This is a genomic window from Burkholderia sp. LK4, assembly GCF_001043615.1.
Lineage (GTDB): Bacteria > Pseudomonadota > Gammaproteobacteria > Burkholderiales > Burkholderiaceae > Burkholderia > Burkholderia cepacia.
This window is the reverse complement of the sequence record NZ_LDUL01000003.1, coordinates 109961-126013: the sequence shown is the minus strand read 5'-3', so window position 1 is coordinate 126013 and position 16053 is coordinate 109961. Positions and strand designations below refer to the sequence as shown.

At 68.9% G+C, this 16053-nt stretch carries 12 protein-coding genes; 5 read left to right on the top strand and 7 right to left on the bottom strand.

Annotated features, from left to right (window positions below):
- The first annotated feature begins 32 nt into the window (after positions 1 to 32).
- Positions 33 to 1685: an acyl-CoA synthetase gene (locus VK92_RS01310; protein ID WP_048023118.1), complete on the top strand. Its 1653-nt coding sequence runs from the start codon at positions 33 to 35 to the stop codon at positions 1683 to 1685.
- 50 nt (positions 1686 to 1735) lie between these two features.
- Here VK92_RS01310 and VK92_RS01305 read toward each other — a convergent pair whose 3' ends face one another.
- The 4 genes from VK92_RS01305 to VK92_RS01290 all read right to left on the bottom strand — a co-directional run bounded on the left by VK92_RS01305 (position 1736) and on the right by VK92_RS01290 (position 6431).
- The gene (locus tag VK92_RS01305) at positions 1736 to 3727 is read right to left on the bottom strand and encodes a methyl-accepting chemotaxis protein (RefSeq protein ID WP_048023117.1); all 1992 of its coding nucleotides are present in this window, start codon (positions 3725 to 3727) and stop codon (positions 1736 to 1738) included.
- Positions 3728 to 3866: 139 nt separating this feature from the next.
- The gene (locus VK92_RS01300) at positions 3867 to 4298 is read right to left on the bottom strand and encodes a YqaA family protein (RefSeq protein ID WP_048023115.1); all 432 of its coding nucleotides are present in this window, start codon (positions 4296 to 4298) and stop codon (positions 3867 to 3869) included.
- A gap of 189 nt (positions 4299 to 4487) precedes the next feature.
- A complete protein-coding gene (gene kch, locus VK92_RS01295) occupies positions 4488 to 5663 on the bottom strand; it encodes a voltage-gated potassium channel protein (protein ID WP_021159231.1) in 1176 nt (391 codons plus the stop codon).
- A gap of 120 nt (positions 5664 to 5783) precedes the next feature.
- On the bottom strand, positions 5784 to 6431 hold the full coding sequence (locus VK92_RS01290) for a LysE family translocator (RefSeq protein WP_048023113.1): 648 nt from the start codon (positions 6429 to 6431) through the stop codon (positions 5784 to 5786).
- Between the two features lie 284 nt (positions 6432 to 6715).
- On the opposite strand from VK92_RS01290, the gene VK92_RS01285 reads away from it, so the two are divergent.
- The gene (locus tag VK92_RS01285; RefSeq protein WP_021159229.1) at positions 6716 to 7198 is read left to right on the top strand and encodes an Lrp/AsnC family transcriptional regulator; all 483 of its coding nucleotides are present in this window, start codon (positions 6716 to 6718) and stop codon (positions 7196 to 7198) included.
- 836 nt (positions 7199 to 8034) lie between these two features.
- On the opposite strand, the gene VK92_RS01280 is transcribed toward VK92_RS01285, so the two are convergent.
- Positions 8035 to 9684 (bottom strand): IclR family transcriptional regulator, encoded by a 1650-nt coding sequence (locus tag VK92_RS01280; protein ID WP_048023112.1) that lies wholly within the window; start codon positions 9682 to 9684, stop codon positions 8035 to 8037.
- A 177-nt stretch (positions 9685 to 9861) separates the two neighbouring features.
- Between VK92_RS01280 and VK92_RS01275 the strand changes: the two genes are divergently transcribed.
- The 3 genes from VK92_RS01275 (at position 9862) to VK92_RS01265 (ending at position 13806) form a co-directional block, all read left to right on the top strand.
- The gene (locus VK92_RS01275) at positions 9862 to 10821 is read left to right on the top strand and encodes an MBL fold metallo-hydrolase (RefSeq protein WP_048023110.1); all 960 of its coding nucleotides are present in this window, start codon (positions 9862 to 9864) and stop codon (positions 10819 to 10821) included.
- Between the two features lie 180 nt (positions 10822 to 11001).
- Complete coding sequence (locus VK92_RS01270; protein ID WP_021159225.1) at positions 11002 to 12351, top strand: MFS transporter; 1350 nt, start codon at positions 11002 to 11004, stop codon at positions 12349 to 12351.
- An 87-nt stretch (positions 12352 to 12438) separates the two neighbouring features.
- Positions 12439 to 13806, top strand: a complete 1368-nt coding sequence (locus VK92_RS01265; RefSeq protein ID WP_048023108.1) for an MFS transporter — start codon at positions 12439 to 12441, stop codon at positions 13804 to 13806.
- A 21-nt stretch (positions 13807 to 13827) separates the two neighbouring features.
- On the opposite strand, the gene VK92_RS01260 is transcribed toward VK92_RS01265, so the two are convergent.
- Positions 13828 to 14124, bottom strand: a complete 297-nt coding sequence (locus VK92_RS01260) for a hypothetical protein (protein WP_048023105.1) — start codon at positions 14122 to 14124, stop codon at positions 13828 to 13830.
- Between the two features lie 128 nt (positions 14125 to 14252).
- A complete protein-coding gene (locus VK92_RS01255; protein WP_414016678.1) occupies positions 14253 to 15680 on the bottom strand; it encodes a sensor domain-containing diguanylate cyclase in 1428 nt (475 codons plus the stop codon).
- Between the last annotated feature and the right edge of the window lie 373 nt (positions 15681 to 16053).

Below are 16053 nucleotides of genomic sequence, written 5' to 3'. Positions count from 1 at the left end.
ACCCCGGTCGACAGGACACGGGAGACAGGATCATGACGCAGATGTTCGAGGCCGGGCTCGGCCGCCGCGACGCCAATTACGTGCCGCTCACCCCGATCGACTTCCTGGTCAGGACGGCCGAAGTCTACGGCGAGCGCCTCGCGATCGTGCACGGCGACGTGCGGCGCACCTGGGGCGAGACCTACACGCGCGCGAAGCAGCTGGCGAGCTCGCTCGCGCGGCTCGGCGTCGGCCGCGGCGACACGGTCGCGGCGATGCTGCCGAACATCCCGGCGATGGTCGAGGCGCACTTCGGCGTGCCGATGGCCGGCGCCGTGCTGAACACGATCAACACGCGGCTCGACGTGTCGTCGGTGCTTTTCATGCTGCGCCATGGCGAGGCGAAGGTGCTGATCGTCGACACCGAATATGCGGAATTCGCGCATCGCGCGGCGCTCGAGGTGCCGGGCCTGAAGATCGTCAGCGTGGCCGATGCGATGCCGGCGGACCCCGCACGCTTCGCGGGCGCGACCGACTACGAGGCGCTCGTCGCCAGCGGCGACGCCGACTACGCGTGGACCCCGCCCGCCGACGAATGGGATGCGATCGCGCTGAACTACACGTCCGGCACGACCGGCGATCCGAAGGGCGTCGTCTACCACCATCGCGGCGCGTATCTCGCGGCGATCAGCAACATCCTCGAATGGGACATGCCGAAGCACGCCGTCTACCTGTGGACGCTGCCGATGTTCCACTGCAACGGCTGGTGCTTCCCGTGGGCCGTCGCGGCACGCGCGGGCGTGAACGTCTGCCTGCGCAAGTTCGACGCGAAGACGGTGTTCGACCTGATTCGCCGCGAACGCATCACACACTACTGCGGTGCGCCGATCGTGCAGAGCGCGATCGCGAACGCGCCGGCCGAATTCCGCGCAGGCATCGACCACACGGTGCATGCGATGGTGGCGGGCGCGGCGCCCGCGCCGGCCGTGATCGCGAAGATGAAGGAGATCGGCTTCGACCTGCTGCACGTGTACGGGCTGACCGAGGTCTATGGCCCGGCGACCGTGTGCGCGAAGCAGGCGCATTGGGAGGAACTGCCCGATGAGGAGCGTGCGCGGCTCAATGCGCGCCAGGGCGTGCGCTACCACCTGGAAGCGGGCGCGACGGTGCTCGATCCCGACACGATGGCGCCGGTGCCGGCCGACGGCGAGACGCTCGGCGAGATCATGTTCCGCGGCAACATCTGCATGAAGGGCTACCTGAAGAACCCGAAGGCGACCGACGACGCGTTCCACGGCGGCTGGTTCCATACCGGCGATCTCGCGGTGCTGACGCCGGACGGCTATATCCGGATCAAGGATCGCAAGAAGGACATCATCATCTCGGGCGGCGAGAACATCTCGAGCATCGAGGTCGAGGATGCGCTGTACCGGCATCCGGCCGTCGCGGTCGCCGCCGTCGTCGCGATGCCCGACCCGAAATGGGGCGAGGTGCCGTGCGCGTTCGTCGAGCTGCGCGAAGGCGCGAGCGCGACCGAAGAGGAGATCGTCGCGCATTGCCGGCAGTTGCTCGCGGGCTTCAAGGTGCCGAAGGTCGTGCGGTTCGGCGAGCTGCCGAAGACGTCGACCGGCAAGATCCAGAAATTCCAGCTGCGCAACGCGGTCGGCTCGGACAAGGCGATCGACCTGGCGGGCGACAAGAAGTAGGCGAGTTGCCCGGCCGCGGCCGATCGTCCGTCGTTCATCGTCCGCTCCGGTCACGCGTGCCGCTCGAGCCGGAACACGCTGACCGCGTCCGCCAGCTGCGCGGCCTGGTCGCGCAGCGCGACGGCTGCGCGTTCGGCGTCCGAGATCAGCGAGGCATTCCGCTGCGTCGCGTCGCCGATCTGCGTGACGGCCAGGTTCACCTGTTCGATGCCGGTCGATTGTTCGCGCGACGCGGCGCTGATCTCGCCGATCAGCGTGCTGACCTGGTCGACGCGCGCGACGATGTCGCGCATCGTGCCGCGCGCGGCGTCCGCGATCCGGTAACCCTGTTCGACGGTCGTCGACGATTCGGCGCTCAGCGCGTCGATCTCCTTCACGGCGGCCGCGCTGCGCTGCGCGAGCGTGCGCACCTCGGCCGCGACCACCGCGAAGCCCTTGCCGTGTTCGCCCGCGCGCGCGGCCTCGACGGCCGCGTTCAGCGCCAGGATGTTGGTCTGGAACGCGATGCCCTCGATCGTGCCCGTGATCTCGGCGATCCGGCGTGTTGCGCGGCCGATGTCGTCCATCGTCGCGACCACGCGCTGCACCGCGGCGTCGCCGTTCGTCGCGGCGGCCGACGCGTGGGCGACCAGCGCGTTGGCCTGCGCCGCGTGCTCGGCGCTCTGCTGCACGGCGGCGGTGATCTGCTCCATGCTGGCCGCGGTCTGTTCGACGCTGCTCGCCTGCGTCGCGATCCGCGCGGCCATGTCGCCGCTGCCGGCCGCGATGTCGACCGTGCCGCGCGCGATGTCGGCCGAGCTGTTGCGCACCTGCTCGACGATCCGGGCGAGGCCGTCGCCGATCCCGTCGACGGCCTGCACGAGCCGGCCGATCTCGTCGTTGCCGGCGTGGCCCGCGTTGCCGCGCATCGCTGCGTCATCGCGGATGCGCACGCTGAGATCGCCCGCCGCATAACGCTCGGAGGCGCGTGCCGCCGCATCGAGCGGCCGGCTCACGACACGGCGGACCACGATGACGAACAGCGTCGCGAACGCGGCGACGAGCAACGCGCCGAGCATCAGGAAGCGGTTGCGGGTGGCGCGCATGCCGGCGAGCAGTTCGTCGTCGAGCGCGATGCCGCCGACGAGCCATTGCCACTGCGGAATCGTCGTGAACGACACGAATTTCGCGGTGGGCCCGCTGTCGTGCGCGGCCGGGTCGGTTGACGTGTAGGCAAGCCGTCCCGTGCCGGCCGCGAGCATCTGCGCGTAGGGCGCGCGCGTGTCGTCGGCGGGCGCACCGGCCGCATCGGGATGCACGACGAAGGTGCCGCGCGACGGGCCCTGCGATGCGTCGAGCACGAAGTAGTAGCCGTTGCTGCCGATCTTCAGCGCGCGGATGCCGTCTTCGACGAGCTTGAGCTCGGCGCCGATGTCCAGGCCGACGAACAGCGCGCCGATCACGCGGCCGGTCGCGTCGGTTACCGGCTTGTATTGCGTGATGTACGGCCGCCCGAACAGCTTCGCGAGGCCCGTGTACACGCGTCCGGCGACGAGCGGGGCGTACGCGGGGCCCGCACGGTCGAGCTTCGTGCCGACGGCGCGCGCGCCGTCCTGCTTCTTCAGCGAAGTCGTGATGCGCACGAAATCGTCGCCGTCGCGCGCGAAGATCGTCGCGATCGCACCGCTTTTCTTCAGGAACTGGTCGGGAATCGAATAGTCGAGGTCGAGCGGCTGGCCGCCCGCGACGAGCGTCGGCGCGGCGACGCCGCCGATGTCGACGGTGCGCGCCGGGTCGAGCGAGAACTCGGCCGGCAGGAAGCTCGCGAACAGCGACATCGAGCGATCGGCTTCGGCGGTCAGCGCCTTGTCGAACAGGTCGACCATCGCGCGAATCGACTGCTCGTTGTCGGCGATCCGCAGGTGTGCCTCTTCGGCGAGTTGCCGGCCGGCAAAATGGGCGAGCGTCCATGCGAACACGGTAAACAGCAGGGCGACGAGCGCGCACGCCAGCGCGGCAAGACGCGCGCCGACGCTCACCCGGCCCAATTGGGTCAATCTCATGAAACTTCCTGAGTGGGGAGGGAGAGGGGCGGAACGCACGCGTCACCGCTGATCGACCGTTTAATACGGCAGCAGCGGCGAATTCTTTAGCGGCGCGTCGTCGATGGCGACGCCGGCAGGTGCGGCGGGAACGCGGGTGTCAGTGCGTGACGAGCCACGCGACGGCCAGGTAACGGCCGACCTTCGCGATCGTCACGATCGCGAGAAAGCTCGGCAGCGGCTCGCGCAGCACGCCGGCGATCATCGTCAGCGGATCGCCGATCACGGGCGCCCAGCTGAGCAGCAGCGACCAGCGGCCGTAGCGCGCATACCAGCGCTCGGCGCGTGCGAGCGCGGCGGGCTTGACGGGAAACCAGCGGCGCGTGCGGAAGTGCTCGATGCCGCGCCCGAGCGCCCAGTTGATCGCGGAGCCGGCGACGTTGCCGATGCTCGCGACGAGCACCAGCGCCCATACGGGTTCGCGCCCGGCGAGCAGCAGGCCGGCGAGCACGGCTTCGGACTGGAGCGGGAACAGGGTCGCGGCGACCATCGACACGGCGAACAGGCCGCCGTAAGTGAGCAATTCGGACATCGCGCGATTGTACCGGGCGCATGCCGGCCGCCGGGGGTCATGCGGTCTCGAGGCTATGCGGTCGCGAGGTCACGAGGTCACGAGGTCACGAGGTCGCGAGGTCGCGAGGTCGCGAGGTCATGAGGTCATGAGGTCATGAGGTCATGAGGTCATGATTTCACGCGGTCACGCGGTCACGGGCCCGACAGGTCATGCGGCATCGGCCGTGCCGAACAGCAGGTGCGAGATCATCGACTTGTCGACCGGTTCGTCGTTGAGCGTGCTCGCGAGCAGTTCGCCCGCGAGCTGCTGCGGCGAAAACACCATGTCGGGCTTCAACAGGCGCAGCCGTTCAAGATTGCGCTGCTGGTTCACGAGCGCGACCGTGCGCACCGACGGCGCGATCTCGCGGATCGCGAGGATGATGAACGCGTTCTCGGCGTCGTCGGAGCGCAACGCGAGCACCGCGCGCGCGGTCGCCGCGCCGGCGCTTTCCAGCACCGCATGGTCGGTCGCGTCGCCGACGATCAGGTCGGTCGCCGCCGCGTAGTTGTGCTCGACGCCGGCCGGCACGACGACGGTCACCGCGTAGCCGCGCTTGCGCAGCCCGTCGTGTACCGCATGCGCGACGGGCGTCGCGCCGACGATCAGGAAATGATGCTTGCGGATCACGTTCGAAATGCCTCCCTTGACGATCCGTTTCAGATTGCCGCCGATCACGGGGCCGACGACCGCGCTGATCGACGTCGCGAACACCGTGATGCCGAGCACGATCACCGACGCGGTGAACAGCCGCGCGGTCGGCGCGTGCGGAACGATGTCGCCGTAGCCGACCGTCGACATCGACACGATCGAGAAATAGACGGCGGTGGCGAGGTCGTGGACGGGCGGCGTGAATTCGTCGCCGAGATACAGCACGCCGAAGGTGGCGTAGATCAGCAGCGACACGATGCTCAGCAACGCGAACAGGCTGCTCGCGGCGATGCTCGCGCGGTCGAAATGCCGCCAGTAATAAAGCAGCGTGACGACCAGCACGGCCGTGTAGGCGAACACGCCGTGGCTCGGATAGCCGCCGAGCGCGCTGAGCGCGGCAGCCGCGACCAGCAGCAGGATCGACAGCACCCATGCGACGCGCGCGCGCAGCAAGATGCCGATGGCCATGGTCGCGAGGCCGGCCGCGATCACGACCTGCGGCAGCACGACGAGCCCCGCGTTGTCGACGAGGTTCAGCGCATCGGCAAGCCACGCGCCGTGGCGGCCGAGCTTCGCGTTGTCGACGACCGGGCGCAGCACCATCAGTGCATCGAGCGCGAGGAGAAGGGCGAGATACCAGTGCAGGCCGATCGGCGCGAACAGGCGCCGCAGGCGGGTAGTGACGTGCTTCATTCAGTCGCCCGGCAGGCCGGGCATGTCCAACGAACCAGGCGCTACCCTAAAGCATTCCGCGATCGGCTGCTTTTTCGCGGGGCCGGCGGCGGTTGCGACGACGCGCGTAGCGGCGGCCGTTCAGTTCCAGCCGGCCATGATCGCGCCCATCCCGACGAGCAGCCCGCCCGTGACGCGGTTCATCGCGCGCATCCGCGCGGGCCGCTGCAGTGCGCGGCTCAGCCGATGCGAGAACAGCGCCATCGACGCGACGCCGCCCGCGAACAGCACCGCGAAGGTCGCCGAGAGCAGCAGGAACTGCTGGTTCAGGCTCCAGTCGGCGTCAGGGACGATGAACTGCGGGAAGAACGACGGGAAGAACAGCAGCGTTTTCGGATTCAGCCCCGAGGTCGCGAGGCCGCGCCAGAACAGCGCGCGGTGCGAGTCGGTCTCCGGCGTTGCAGCCCCGGCAGGCCCTGCCGCGCTGGCGGGCCCGCCGGCCGGCGCGCGGCTGAGCCATTGCTTGCAGCCGAGCCAGACGAGGTAGGCCGCGCCGGCCCAGCGCAGCACGGTCAGCGCGCGCTCGTCGAGATGCACGAGCGAATTCAGGCACAGCGCGGTCAGCGCGAGTTGCAGCAGCACGGCGAGCGTGCCGCCCCAGACGCACGGCAGCGCGCGGCGCCAGCCGGCGCGCAGCGCTTGGTTCATGGTGAGGAGGTTGACGGGGCCGGGAGCGTAGACGAGAACGGCGGAAGCAGCGAGAAACGAGAGGTAAAGCCTGAACGACATGACGGGTAGGGCGGGAACAGGAACACGGGCGCCGAAGCCGCGCGGCCGGATAGGCGCGCGGGCGGCGGGGAATCGCATGCCTGCTGGCCGGCACCGCAACTCGTGATTGCGGCCGTGCGTCCCGCTGCGAAGGGGTTGTCGCGGGGAGCGTGCCGGACAACAGGCATGGGGAAAATATATCAAGGGGCCGGATTAAAAGGCTTCCGCATTTCCACACAAACCGACACAAATCCGGAATGTCCTTCAGATAGAATCGCGCTTTTCAGTAGAAGATTCTTCCTGCCATGGCCACACGTGAACGCTCGCCGAAAACGCTCGACAGCCAGGACCGCAAGATCCTGGGTGCACTGCAGAAAAACGCGCGCCTGTCGAACGCCGAACTGGCCGAACAGATCGGCATGTCGACCACCGCGTGCTGGAACCGCACACGGCAACTCGAGGTGGACGGTTACATCGACGGTTATGTGGCGCTCGTCAACCAGCGGAAGCTGGGCTATGCGGACATCGTGATCCTCGAAGTCACGCTCGATCGCCACGAGGACGACGCGCTCGCCCGCTTCGGCGAGGAGCTCGCCGCGCTGCCCGAGGTCCTCGAGGCGTATCTGGTGTCGGGCGAGTACGACTACTGGATCAAGGTCGCGGTGGACGGCACGGCCGGCTACGAGCGCTTCCTGCGCGAAAAGCTGTACAAGATTTCGAGCATCCGTCACAGCCGCTCGATGTTTGCACTGCGCTGCATGAAGGACGTGCCGTCGATTCAGGTGTGAGGAAGGCAGGGGTGAGAGGCGGCCGTCGTTGAAACGACGGCGCTAGTGGCTGCGCGTATGCGCGCAGAAAGCCGGCAATCGCGCGGGGGAGAAGCCGCGCGGCGCGATTCGGTACCGCCGCCGGCAACGCGGATGAATCTTCCGTCCGCGATGGTCCGGCCTTCCCGCGTGCTGGCTGGATAACGGCTGCCCGCCCGGGCAGCCGTCAGATAAATGCGCGCCGAAGCCGATTCGATACCGCGTCGAGGCGGACTGGCGCCGGCATCGGCGTTAAAGCGACCCCGACACGCTCCCGACACCGGGAGCGCAGTCAGCCGGGGCAACGCTTGCCGGTTTCCACGTTGTTTGCCGCGCCGGGCGTTGCCGGGTGCCGCGGCCTTGCGGCGCGCATCCGGGCAAGCGGATCAGGACGGCATCGTGGGGCCGGCTGTGGGCCGGTCGTACCGCTCAGCGCGGCAGGCGGGCGTGTGCTTCAGCGATGACTTCGCAGGTCTCGAGGTGGAGTGCCCAAGCTTCTGCAATCAGCTCGCCCATACGTGCGAGCCAGCCAGCGGATTCGGTGGAACGGTCGGAGACATTAGACGTTTGCATGACGAAGCCCCATATAGGTGGCGAGTTAGGGATAACCCTAATCATAGCGAAACATCTCCGCTTTGTGAAATGCGATTTCGTTATATGAGAATTACTGACAATTTGTGTTGCTGCTTCGCAACATGAATATCGGGTGCCCTGGCGCGGCCGTGCTGGCGCGCGACGAGGCCGTGCCGGCACGGCCTCGCCTGAAACAAGAGAGGGGGATTCGGGCGCTGCGGAGGATGGCGGAAGCAGGCGTCGGCTTACCGGCCGATCCACCCGAACCGCCACGACAGCCGCCGCGTCGCGGCGAGCAACGCCTGCGCGAGATCGCTGTCCGGCCCGCGCGGGAAGCCGCGCGACGAACCGATGATCGCGATCACGAGCCGGATGCTGCCGGTGTGATCGAACACGGGCGCGGCGACCGTCCCGATGCCCGGCACCGGCGCGTCGAACGCGAAATCGAGCGCGTCCGCGCGGATCGTCGCGAGTCGCGCCCGGAATGCGTCCTCGGCCGGCGGGGCGATGCGGCCCGCGAGGCGCACGGGCTCGTCGGCGAGCAGGTCGGCCAGCACGTCGTCGGACATGCCGGCCGCGAAAATCCGGCCGATCGCCGTATTGACGAGCGACATCACGGTGCCGACCTGGAGGCTCACATGCTGCGGCCGCGCCGATTCCTCGAGGCGGATCACCGTCGGGCCGAGCGGCCCGAGCGTCGCGGCCGCCACGCTCATGTCGGTCGCGCCGGCCAGTGCGACGATCTCGGCTTCCGCGTCGCGCGTCGGCGACACGCGCTGCATCGCGATCAGGCCGAGCGCCTGCCCGAGCGGGCCGCCGCCGAAGCAGCCGGCGTCGTCGCGGCTCAGCAGGCCGATCTTCTGCAGGCTGACGAGATGCGGAAAAGCCTTCGCGGCCGGCATGCCGGCCGCCGCCGCGAGATCGCGCAGCGGCAGCGCGCGGCCCGCCGATACCAGCGCGAGCAGCAACTCGCCGGTGCTGTCGAGCGCGTTGATCCCGCGCTGCGCCTTCGCATCGTCGGCCAGCGCGGGCGGCACGCGCGCAGCGGCCGGGGCTGCGCCGGGTGCGGGCGGCGGGGCATCGTGCGCCGCGCCGAGCGATGCGCTCGCCTGCCGTGCCGCGTCGCGCAGTGCCGCCGCGATCGGGCCGTCCCACGCGACGTCGATCGAGCCCGTCGAACCGATCACCGTCAACGCGAGCTGCAGCGCGCCCGCCGCGTCGAACACCGGCACGCACATCGCGCTGACGCCGGGGCTCGGCAGGTCGACACCGCGCTCGATCCCACGTGCGCGGATCGCATCGAGTTCGGCCTGCGGCACGCCGGTATCCGGCACGGGCTGCTCGCCGCCTGCAAGCGTGTCAGCCGCGCCGGCCTGGCTGGCGGCCATCGCGCGGAGTTGCGCGGGGTCGCCGAACGCGCGGAACACGCGGCCGGTGGCCGTCGTGTCGAGCGACATCACCGAACCGACATGCAGGTTCACGTGCAGCGGATAACCGCCGTGCTCGATGCGCACGATCGTCGGCCCGAGCGCGCCCGGCACCGACAGCGCGACGCTCAGGCCGACCGCTTCCGCGAGCCGTGCCGCGTGCGGCAGCGTCGCGCGATAGGCCGGCTGGCGCTCGATCGACATCAGCCCGAGCCGCAGCGACAACGGGCCCGGCTCGTAGTTGCCGGTGAGCGCGTCGCGCTTCACGAGCGCGAGCCGCGTCAGGCTGACGAGATAGGTGTGCGCCTGTGCGGTCGACAGGTCGGCCGCCGCGGCCAGCTCGGACAGCCCGAGCGGCTTGCGCCGGCGCGCGAGCGCGTCGAGCAGCCGGCCGCCGACCTCGACACTCTGGATCCCGCGCTGCGCCTTGGGCGGCGCATCGTCTGCGCTGACTTCGTGGTTCTGCACGCGATGATTCTTCCGTTGACGAAACCCCGCATGGTATCCGACGCCATTTATCGCGCCAGCCCGCAGGTTTACCCGCATTAGACAATAGCAAGCGACTTTGTCATTGACAAATATTCGGCACGAGAAGATGATCCGCTCACTCCCCTCAACACATGGCTCGCAGCCACGGAACGCAACATGGCCAAAGCATTCGCCTCCCAAGCCGATCTGGAAGAGAAGAAAGTCACCTGGACGAAGCTGTCCGAGAACGCGTACGCGTACACCGCCGAAGGCGACCCGAACTCGGGCGTGATCATCGGCGACGACAGCGTGCTGATCGTCGACACGACCGCGACGCCTGCGATGGCACAGGACCTGATCGCGAAGATCCGCAGCGTGACCGACAAGCCGATCAAGCACGTCGTGCTGTCGCACTACCACGCGGTGCGCGTGCTCGGCGCGTCCGCGTATTTCGACGAAGGCGCGCAGCACGTGATCGCGAGCCGTGGCACGTACGAGATGATCGTCGAGCGCGGCGAGGCCGACATGAAGTCGGAGATCGAGCGTTTCCCGCGCCTGTTCGCCGGTGTCGAGACGGTGCCGGGCCTGACCTGGCCGACGCTCGTGTTCGAACGCGAGATCACGCTGTTCCTCGGCAAGCTCGAGGTGAAGATCATGCACGTGGGCTCGGGCCACACGAAGGGCGACACGATCGTCTGGATCCCGTCGCAGAAAGTGCTGTTCTCGGGCGACCTCGTCGAATACGACGCCGCGTGCTATTGCGGCGATGCCCAGCTCGAACAGTGGCCGGCCACGCTCGAGGCGCTGCGCGCGCTGAACGCCGAGAAGCTGGTGCCGGGCCGTGGCCCCGCGCTGCTGAACCCGGCCGACGTGAACAAGGGCCTCGACTACACGAAGGATTTCGTCACGACGCTGCTCGCGCAGGGCCGCAAGGCCGTCGAGCAGAAGCTCGACCTGAAGGCGTCGATGGCGCTCACGCGCGAAGCGATGGACCCGAAGTTCGGCCACGTGTTCATCTACGAGCACTGCCTGCCGTTCGACGTGTCGCGTGCGTTCGACGAAGCGAGCGGCATCACGCATCCGCGCATCTGGACCGCGCAGCGCGACAAGGAAATGTGGGCCGCGCTGCAGGACTGAGCGGCTTGCACAGGCGGGGTGTCCGACAGGGCGCTCCGCCTTTTTTCTGAAGCGGCGACCGGCCGCGGCGTTCCGCCGTCTTGCCGTCCGCCGTGATCCGAGCTCACAAGAAAGCAGGGCGCACGTACGCCCTGGGAGACGGCTGCGCGCCCGAATCGCGCAGCCTGTTTGGAGAGAGACATGCCCCAATCGCTTCATGCCGAAGCGACGCTCGCGCACGCGAGCGCCTCGGCTTCCGCATCCGCCGCCACGGACGACGCGCTGCTGTTCCGCAAGATCGCATGGCGGATCGTGCCGTTCCTGTTCCTCTGCTACGTCGTATCGTTCCTCGACCGCATCAACATCGGCTTCGCGCAGTTGCAGATGAAGCACGATCTCGGCTTCAGCGACGCGATGTACGGCCTCGGCGCCGCGGTCTTCTACGTCGGGTACGTGTTCTGCGAAGTGCCGAGCAACATGCTGCTCGCGCGTTTCGGCGCGCGCCGCACCTTCACGCGGATCATGCTGCTGTGGGGCATCGCGTCGACCGGGATGATGTTCGTGTCGCAGCCGTCGCATTTCTATGTGCTGCGGTTCCTGCTCGGCGTGTTCGAAGCCGGCTTTTTTCCCGGCATCGTGCTGTACCTCACTTACTGGTTCCCCGCGAACCGGCGCGCGGCCGCGATCTCGGTGTTCTTCGCGGGCGTCGCGGTGGCCGGCGTGCTCGGCGGCCTGATGTCGGGCTGGATCATGCGCGACATGGGCGGCGTGCTCGGCCTGCACGGCTGGCAGTGGATGTTCGCGATCGAAGGCGCGCCGGCGATCCTGCTCGCGTTCGCCGCGTTCACGTTCCTGGTCGACCGGCCGCAGGATGCCACGTGGCTCACGGCCGATGAAAAGGCGCGGGTCGCCGCGCTGTGCGCCGACGGCCGCGGCCACGGCCACGCGCACGACGGGCGCAGCCTCGTGGCCGCGCTCGCCAATCCGCGCGTGTACCTGTTCGCGTTCATCTATTTCTCGCTGACCTGCGCGTCGCTGACGCTCAACTTCTGGATGCCGCTGATGATCCGCGATTTCGGCGTGACCGACGTCGTGGCCGTGAGCCTGTACACGGTCGTGCCGAACGCGGTCGGCGCGGTGGGGCTGGTCCTGATCGCGCGCCGTTCGGACCGGACCGGCGAGCGCCGCAAGCACTTCGCGTGCTGCACGATCGGCGGCGGGATCGCGCTCGCCGCGCTGACGCTGCACCTGCACAGCTTCGCGGCGATGCTCGCGTGCCTGTCGATCGCGGCGACGCTGATCTTCGCCGCGCTGCCGATCTTCTGGGCCGTGCCGACCCGCTACCTGTCGGGCAACGCGGCCGCGGCCGGGATCGCGCTGATCAGCAGCATCGGGATCACGAGCGGCATCGTCAGCCCGTGGGTGATCGGGATGATCCGCACGCGCACCGGCAGCATGGATCTCGCCGTGTATCTGCTGGCCGCGTTGCTGGTGGCGAGCGGCGTCGCGCTGATGCTCGGCGTGAAGGGCGAAGCCGCGCCGCGCGACTGAACGCGCAACGGCCGGTTGCCGCGCGCGGGCGGCGGCGACCGGCGCCCCATGTTCGCCCCGCACCCGAATCCATCGAGGAGACGATCGATGTCAGCCCCTCTTCAAGTCGACGCCGCGCGTGCCGTCGCGTCCGGCGCCGCCGCACCGGACGACGACGCGCTGTACCGGCGCATCGGCATGCGGATCGTGCCGTTCCTGTTCATCTGCTACATCGTGTCGATTCTCGATCGCAGCAACATCGGCTTCGCGCAGTTGCAGATGCGGCAGGATCTTGGCCTGACCGACGCGATGTACAGCCTCGGCGCCGTGCTGTTCTTCGTCGGTTACGTGCTGTTCGAGGTGCCGAGCAACGCGTTGCTGCGCCGCTTCGGTGCGCGCCGCACGTTCGCGCGGATCATGTGCCTGTGGGGCGCGGTGTCGGTCGCGATGATCACCGTCGACAGCGCGAAGCACTTCTACGTGCTGCGCTTCCTGCTCGGGCTGTTCGAGGCCGGGTTCTTTCCGGGCGTGGTGTTCTACCTGACGTACTGGTATCCGGCGCGGCGGCGCGCGTCGGTGCTGTCGATCTTCTACGCGGGTGTCGCGGTGGCGGGGATGGTCGGCGGGCTGCTGTCGGGCTGGCTGATGCGCGGGATGTCGGGCGTGCTCGGGCTGCACGGCTGGCAATGGATGTTCGCGATCGAGGGCGCGCCCGCGATCCTGCTCGGCGTGATCGCGTGGTTCTGGCTGTGCGATCGTCCCGAGCAGGCGCGCTGGCTGTCCGACACCGATCGCCAGCGGCTTGCGGCCGACCTGGCCGCCGACCGCGCCGGTGTCGCTGGTGCCGCCGGTGCCACCGGTGCCGATACGCCGGCGCCACATTCGCTGCGGCAGGTGCTGGCCGAACCGCGCACGTACCTGTTCGCGTTCATCTATTTCTCGCTGACCACCGCGCTCCTGATGCTGCTGTTCTGGATGCCGCTGATGATCCGCGAATTCGGCATCCACGACGTCGTGCAGATCAGCCTGTTGTCGGTCGTGCCGAACGCGATCGGCGCGGCCGGCCTGATCGCGATCGCGCGGCGTTCCGACCGCAAGCGCGAGCGGCGCCGGCACTTCGCGGCATGCGCGTTCGGCGGCGCGGTGGCGCTTGCGCTGCTGACGCTGCACCTGTCGAGCATCGTCGCGATGATGGCGCTGCTGTCGGTCGCGGTGATGCTGATCTTCGCCGCGCATCCGGTGTTCTGGGCCGTGCCGTCCGCGTATTTCTCCGGCGCGGGCGCGGCCGGCGGGATCGCGCTGATCAGCAGCATCGGCGTGTCGAGCGGTATGATCACTCCCTGGCTCGTCGGGCTGATCCGCACGCGAACCGGCAGCATGGATCCGGCGATGCTGATGATCGCCGCGCTGTTGGCCGCGTGCGCGGTCGCGATGCTGCTGGGGGTGCGGGCGGTGCCGCGTGCGGAGGCGGCGTGACGCCGGCGGCTGCGGTGCGATTCAGTGGAAGGACAGAAACAGCCCGGGCAGGACGAGCAGGCCGTGCAGCACCAGCGCCCCGTAGATCACGCCGCCGCGCGCCTGCAGGTCGATCGACAGGCAGGCGATCGCCGCGATGACGCCGAGGGCCGAGAGGCCTGCCGCCCAGAACAGCGCGGTAATCAGCACACGAACGCCGGTGTACGGATCGTCCATCGAACTGGCGAACACGTAGCCGATCAGAAGCGCCAGCAACTCGACGAGCGCGACGACGAGCAGACCCGTCGCGATTCGCGCGGTTCGTTCGGCATTGTCCATGGCAAGTCGTGGTGAGGAGAGCAAGGGGCGCAAGTCTACACGATCGGTTTCGAACCGGTCGCGCGATGGCGCCGGGAAACCGGGCGGCGGACGCGGCGCGGATGTCGCACGGTGCGACGTCGAGTCGGCTACGCCCGATACACCTCGATCCGGTTGCGGCCGCGTTCCTTCGCGAGATAGAGCGCCTTGTCGGCGCGTGACAGCGGCTGGTACGCGCCGAAGTCCGACGCCCGCATTGCGTCGATGCCGATGCTGACGGTCAGCGTGACCTGCTGGTCCTCGTGCATCAGCCGCGCCGCTATCGCGCGTTGCTGCACGCGTTGCGCGAATGCCAGCGCGGTGTCGAGATCCGCCTTCGGCAGCACGACCGCGAATTCCTCGCCGCCGACCCGGCCGACGATCCCGTCGGGCCCGGTTTCCGCAAGCAGAAGCCGCGCGAAATGCCGGAGCGCGCGATCGCCGACCGGGTGGCCCCAGCGGTCGTTCAGCGCCTTGAAGTGATCGAGATCGAGCATGAGCACCGCGGCGGCCAGGCCGGTCGTGCGCACGTTGCGCAGCGCGGCTTCGCTTTGCCGCATGAACGCGTGGCGGTTCGACAGTTGCGTCAGGTGATCGGTCGTGGCCATCCGGTGCAGCTCGGCCTCGATGTGCTTGCGGTCGGTCGCGTCGGTGATGAAGCCGTGCCACACGGTGCCGCCGTCGGCCGTGCGCTGCGGGCGCGCATCGCCTTCGCGCCAGCGCAGGCCCTGGCCCGGCAGCAGCACGCGATATTCGAGGCGCCACGGGGTCAGCCGCACCGACGACTCGTGCAGCGACAGCCGATAGGCGACCAGGTCGGCCGGATGAATCCGCGTCTCGACCGCCTCCGCACTGTGGGCGACCTGCTCGGGCGTCAGTTCATAGATGTCGCTGACACCCGCGCTCGCGTAGGTAAAGAAGCGGTGCCCGTCGGCCGTTTGCCGCAGCTGGAACACGAGCCCGGGAACCTGGTCGGTGAGATCCGTGACGAGCGCGGCCGAGTCGCGCAACCGCGTGGCGAGCTCGCGCAGCGCGGTGATGTCCGTGGTCGTGCCGACCATGCGGAGCGCGCGGCCGTAGGCGTCGCGGGTGATCACCTTGCCGCGGCTGCAGATCCATTTGTAGGTGCCGTCCTTGCAACGGATGCGGTGCTCGACCGCGTAGCGGTCGGTGCGGCGCTCGAAGTGCGCGAGCATCGCGGCTTTCACGTCGTCGACGTCGTCCGGATGCAGCCGTTCGTACGCATCCTCGATCCGGGTGCCGAGCTCGTGCGGCGCGTAGCCGAGCAACGCCTTCCAGGCCGGCGAGTAATGGATCTCGCCGGTTTCCACGTTGCGATCCCACACACCGGTGCCGCTTTCGGTGAGCGCGAGCGTGGTCAGCGTGCTGTGTTCCTCGACGATGCCGAGCCGTTCGCGCAACGCGGCGGCTTCGGTCGCGCGGCAAAGTGCGCTGGCGGCCAGCGTGGCGAGGTCGCGGAGCAGCGTGCGTTGCGTCGCGTCGAGCGTGCGTTGCGCATCGTCGACGACGCACAGCATGCCCAGCGTCGCGCCATCGGGCGCGGCCAGTTCGCAGGCCGCGACGATCCCCGGCGCGCGAGGCGGGCCGCCGTCGCGTTGCCCGTTCGCATTCGCGTCCGCATTCGCGTTCGTGTCGTCCGGCACGAACCGCGCATCGGCGGCCGGGTCCGGCTCGACCCGGGGTGGCAAGCCATCGGCGAAAAGGGGATCGGGCAGCGCGCCGTCGACGGCGAGCACGCGTGGCGCATCGGCATCCGCGTGCGCAATGAACGCGCCGGCGGCACCGAAATGCGCCCGCGCGACACGACAGACGGTGGCCAGTTCCGGCACGGGCGGGAGCGCGGGCGGAAGGTTGGCCGAACCGCGCGCGGAGGCCGGCGCGTCGCCGGTC

Bases quoted from the DNA above. Each gene is read 5' to 3' on its own strand.
- VK92_RS01260 (WP_048023105.1), bottom strand. From the start codon at position 14,124: ATGGACAATGCCGAACGAACCGCGCGAATCGCGACGGGTCTGCTCGTC.
- VK92_RS01275 (WP_048023110.1), top strand. From the start codon at position 9,862: ATGGCCAAAGCATTCGCCTCCCAAGCCGATCTGGAAGAGAAGAAAGTC.
- VK92_RS01310 (WP_048023118.1), top strand. From the start codon at position 33: ATGACGCAGATGTTCGAGGCCGGGCTCGGCCGCCGCGACGCCAATTAC.
- kch (WP_021159231.1), bottom strand. From the start codon at position 5,663: ATGAAGCACGTCACTACCCGCCTGCGGCGCCTGTTCGCGCCGATCGGC.
- VK92_RS01305 (WP_048023117.1), bottom strand. From the start codon at position 3,727: ATGAGATTGACCCAATTGGGCCGGGTGAGCGTCGGCGCGCGTCTTGCC.
- VK92_RS01270 (WP_021159225.1), top strand. From the start codon at position 11,002: ATGCCCCAATCGCTTCATGCCGAAGCGACGCTCGCGCACGCGAGCGCC.
- VK92_RS01255 (WP_414016678.1), bottom strand. From the start codon at position 15,680: ATGCTGTGCGTCGTCGACGATGCGCAACGCACGCTCGACGCGACGCAA.
- VK92_RS01290 (WP_048023113.1), bottom strand. From the start codon at position 6,431: ATGTCGTTCAGGCTTTACCTCTCGTTTCTCGCTGCTTCCGCCGTTCTC.
- VK92_RS01300 (WP_048023115.1), bottom strand. From the start codon at position 4,298: ATGTCCGAATTGCTCACTTACGGCGGCCTGTTCGCCGTGTCGATGGTC.
- VK92_RS01285 (WP_021159229.1), top strand. From the start codon at position 6,716: ATGGCCACACGTGAACGCTCGCCGAAAACGCTCGACAGCCAGGACCGC.
- VK92_RS01265 (WP_048023108.1), top strand. From the start codon at position 12,439: ATGTCAGCCCCTCTTCAAGTCGACGCCGCGCGTGCCGTCGCGTCCGGC.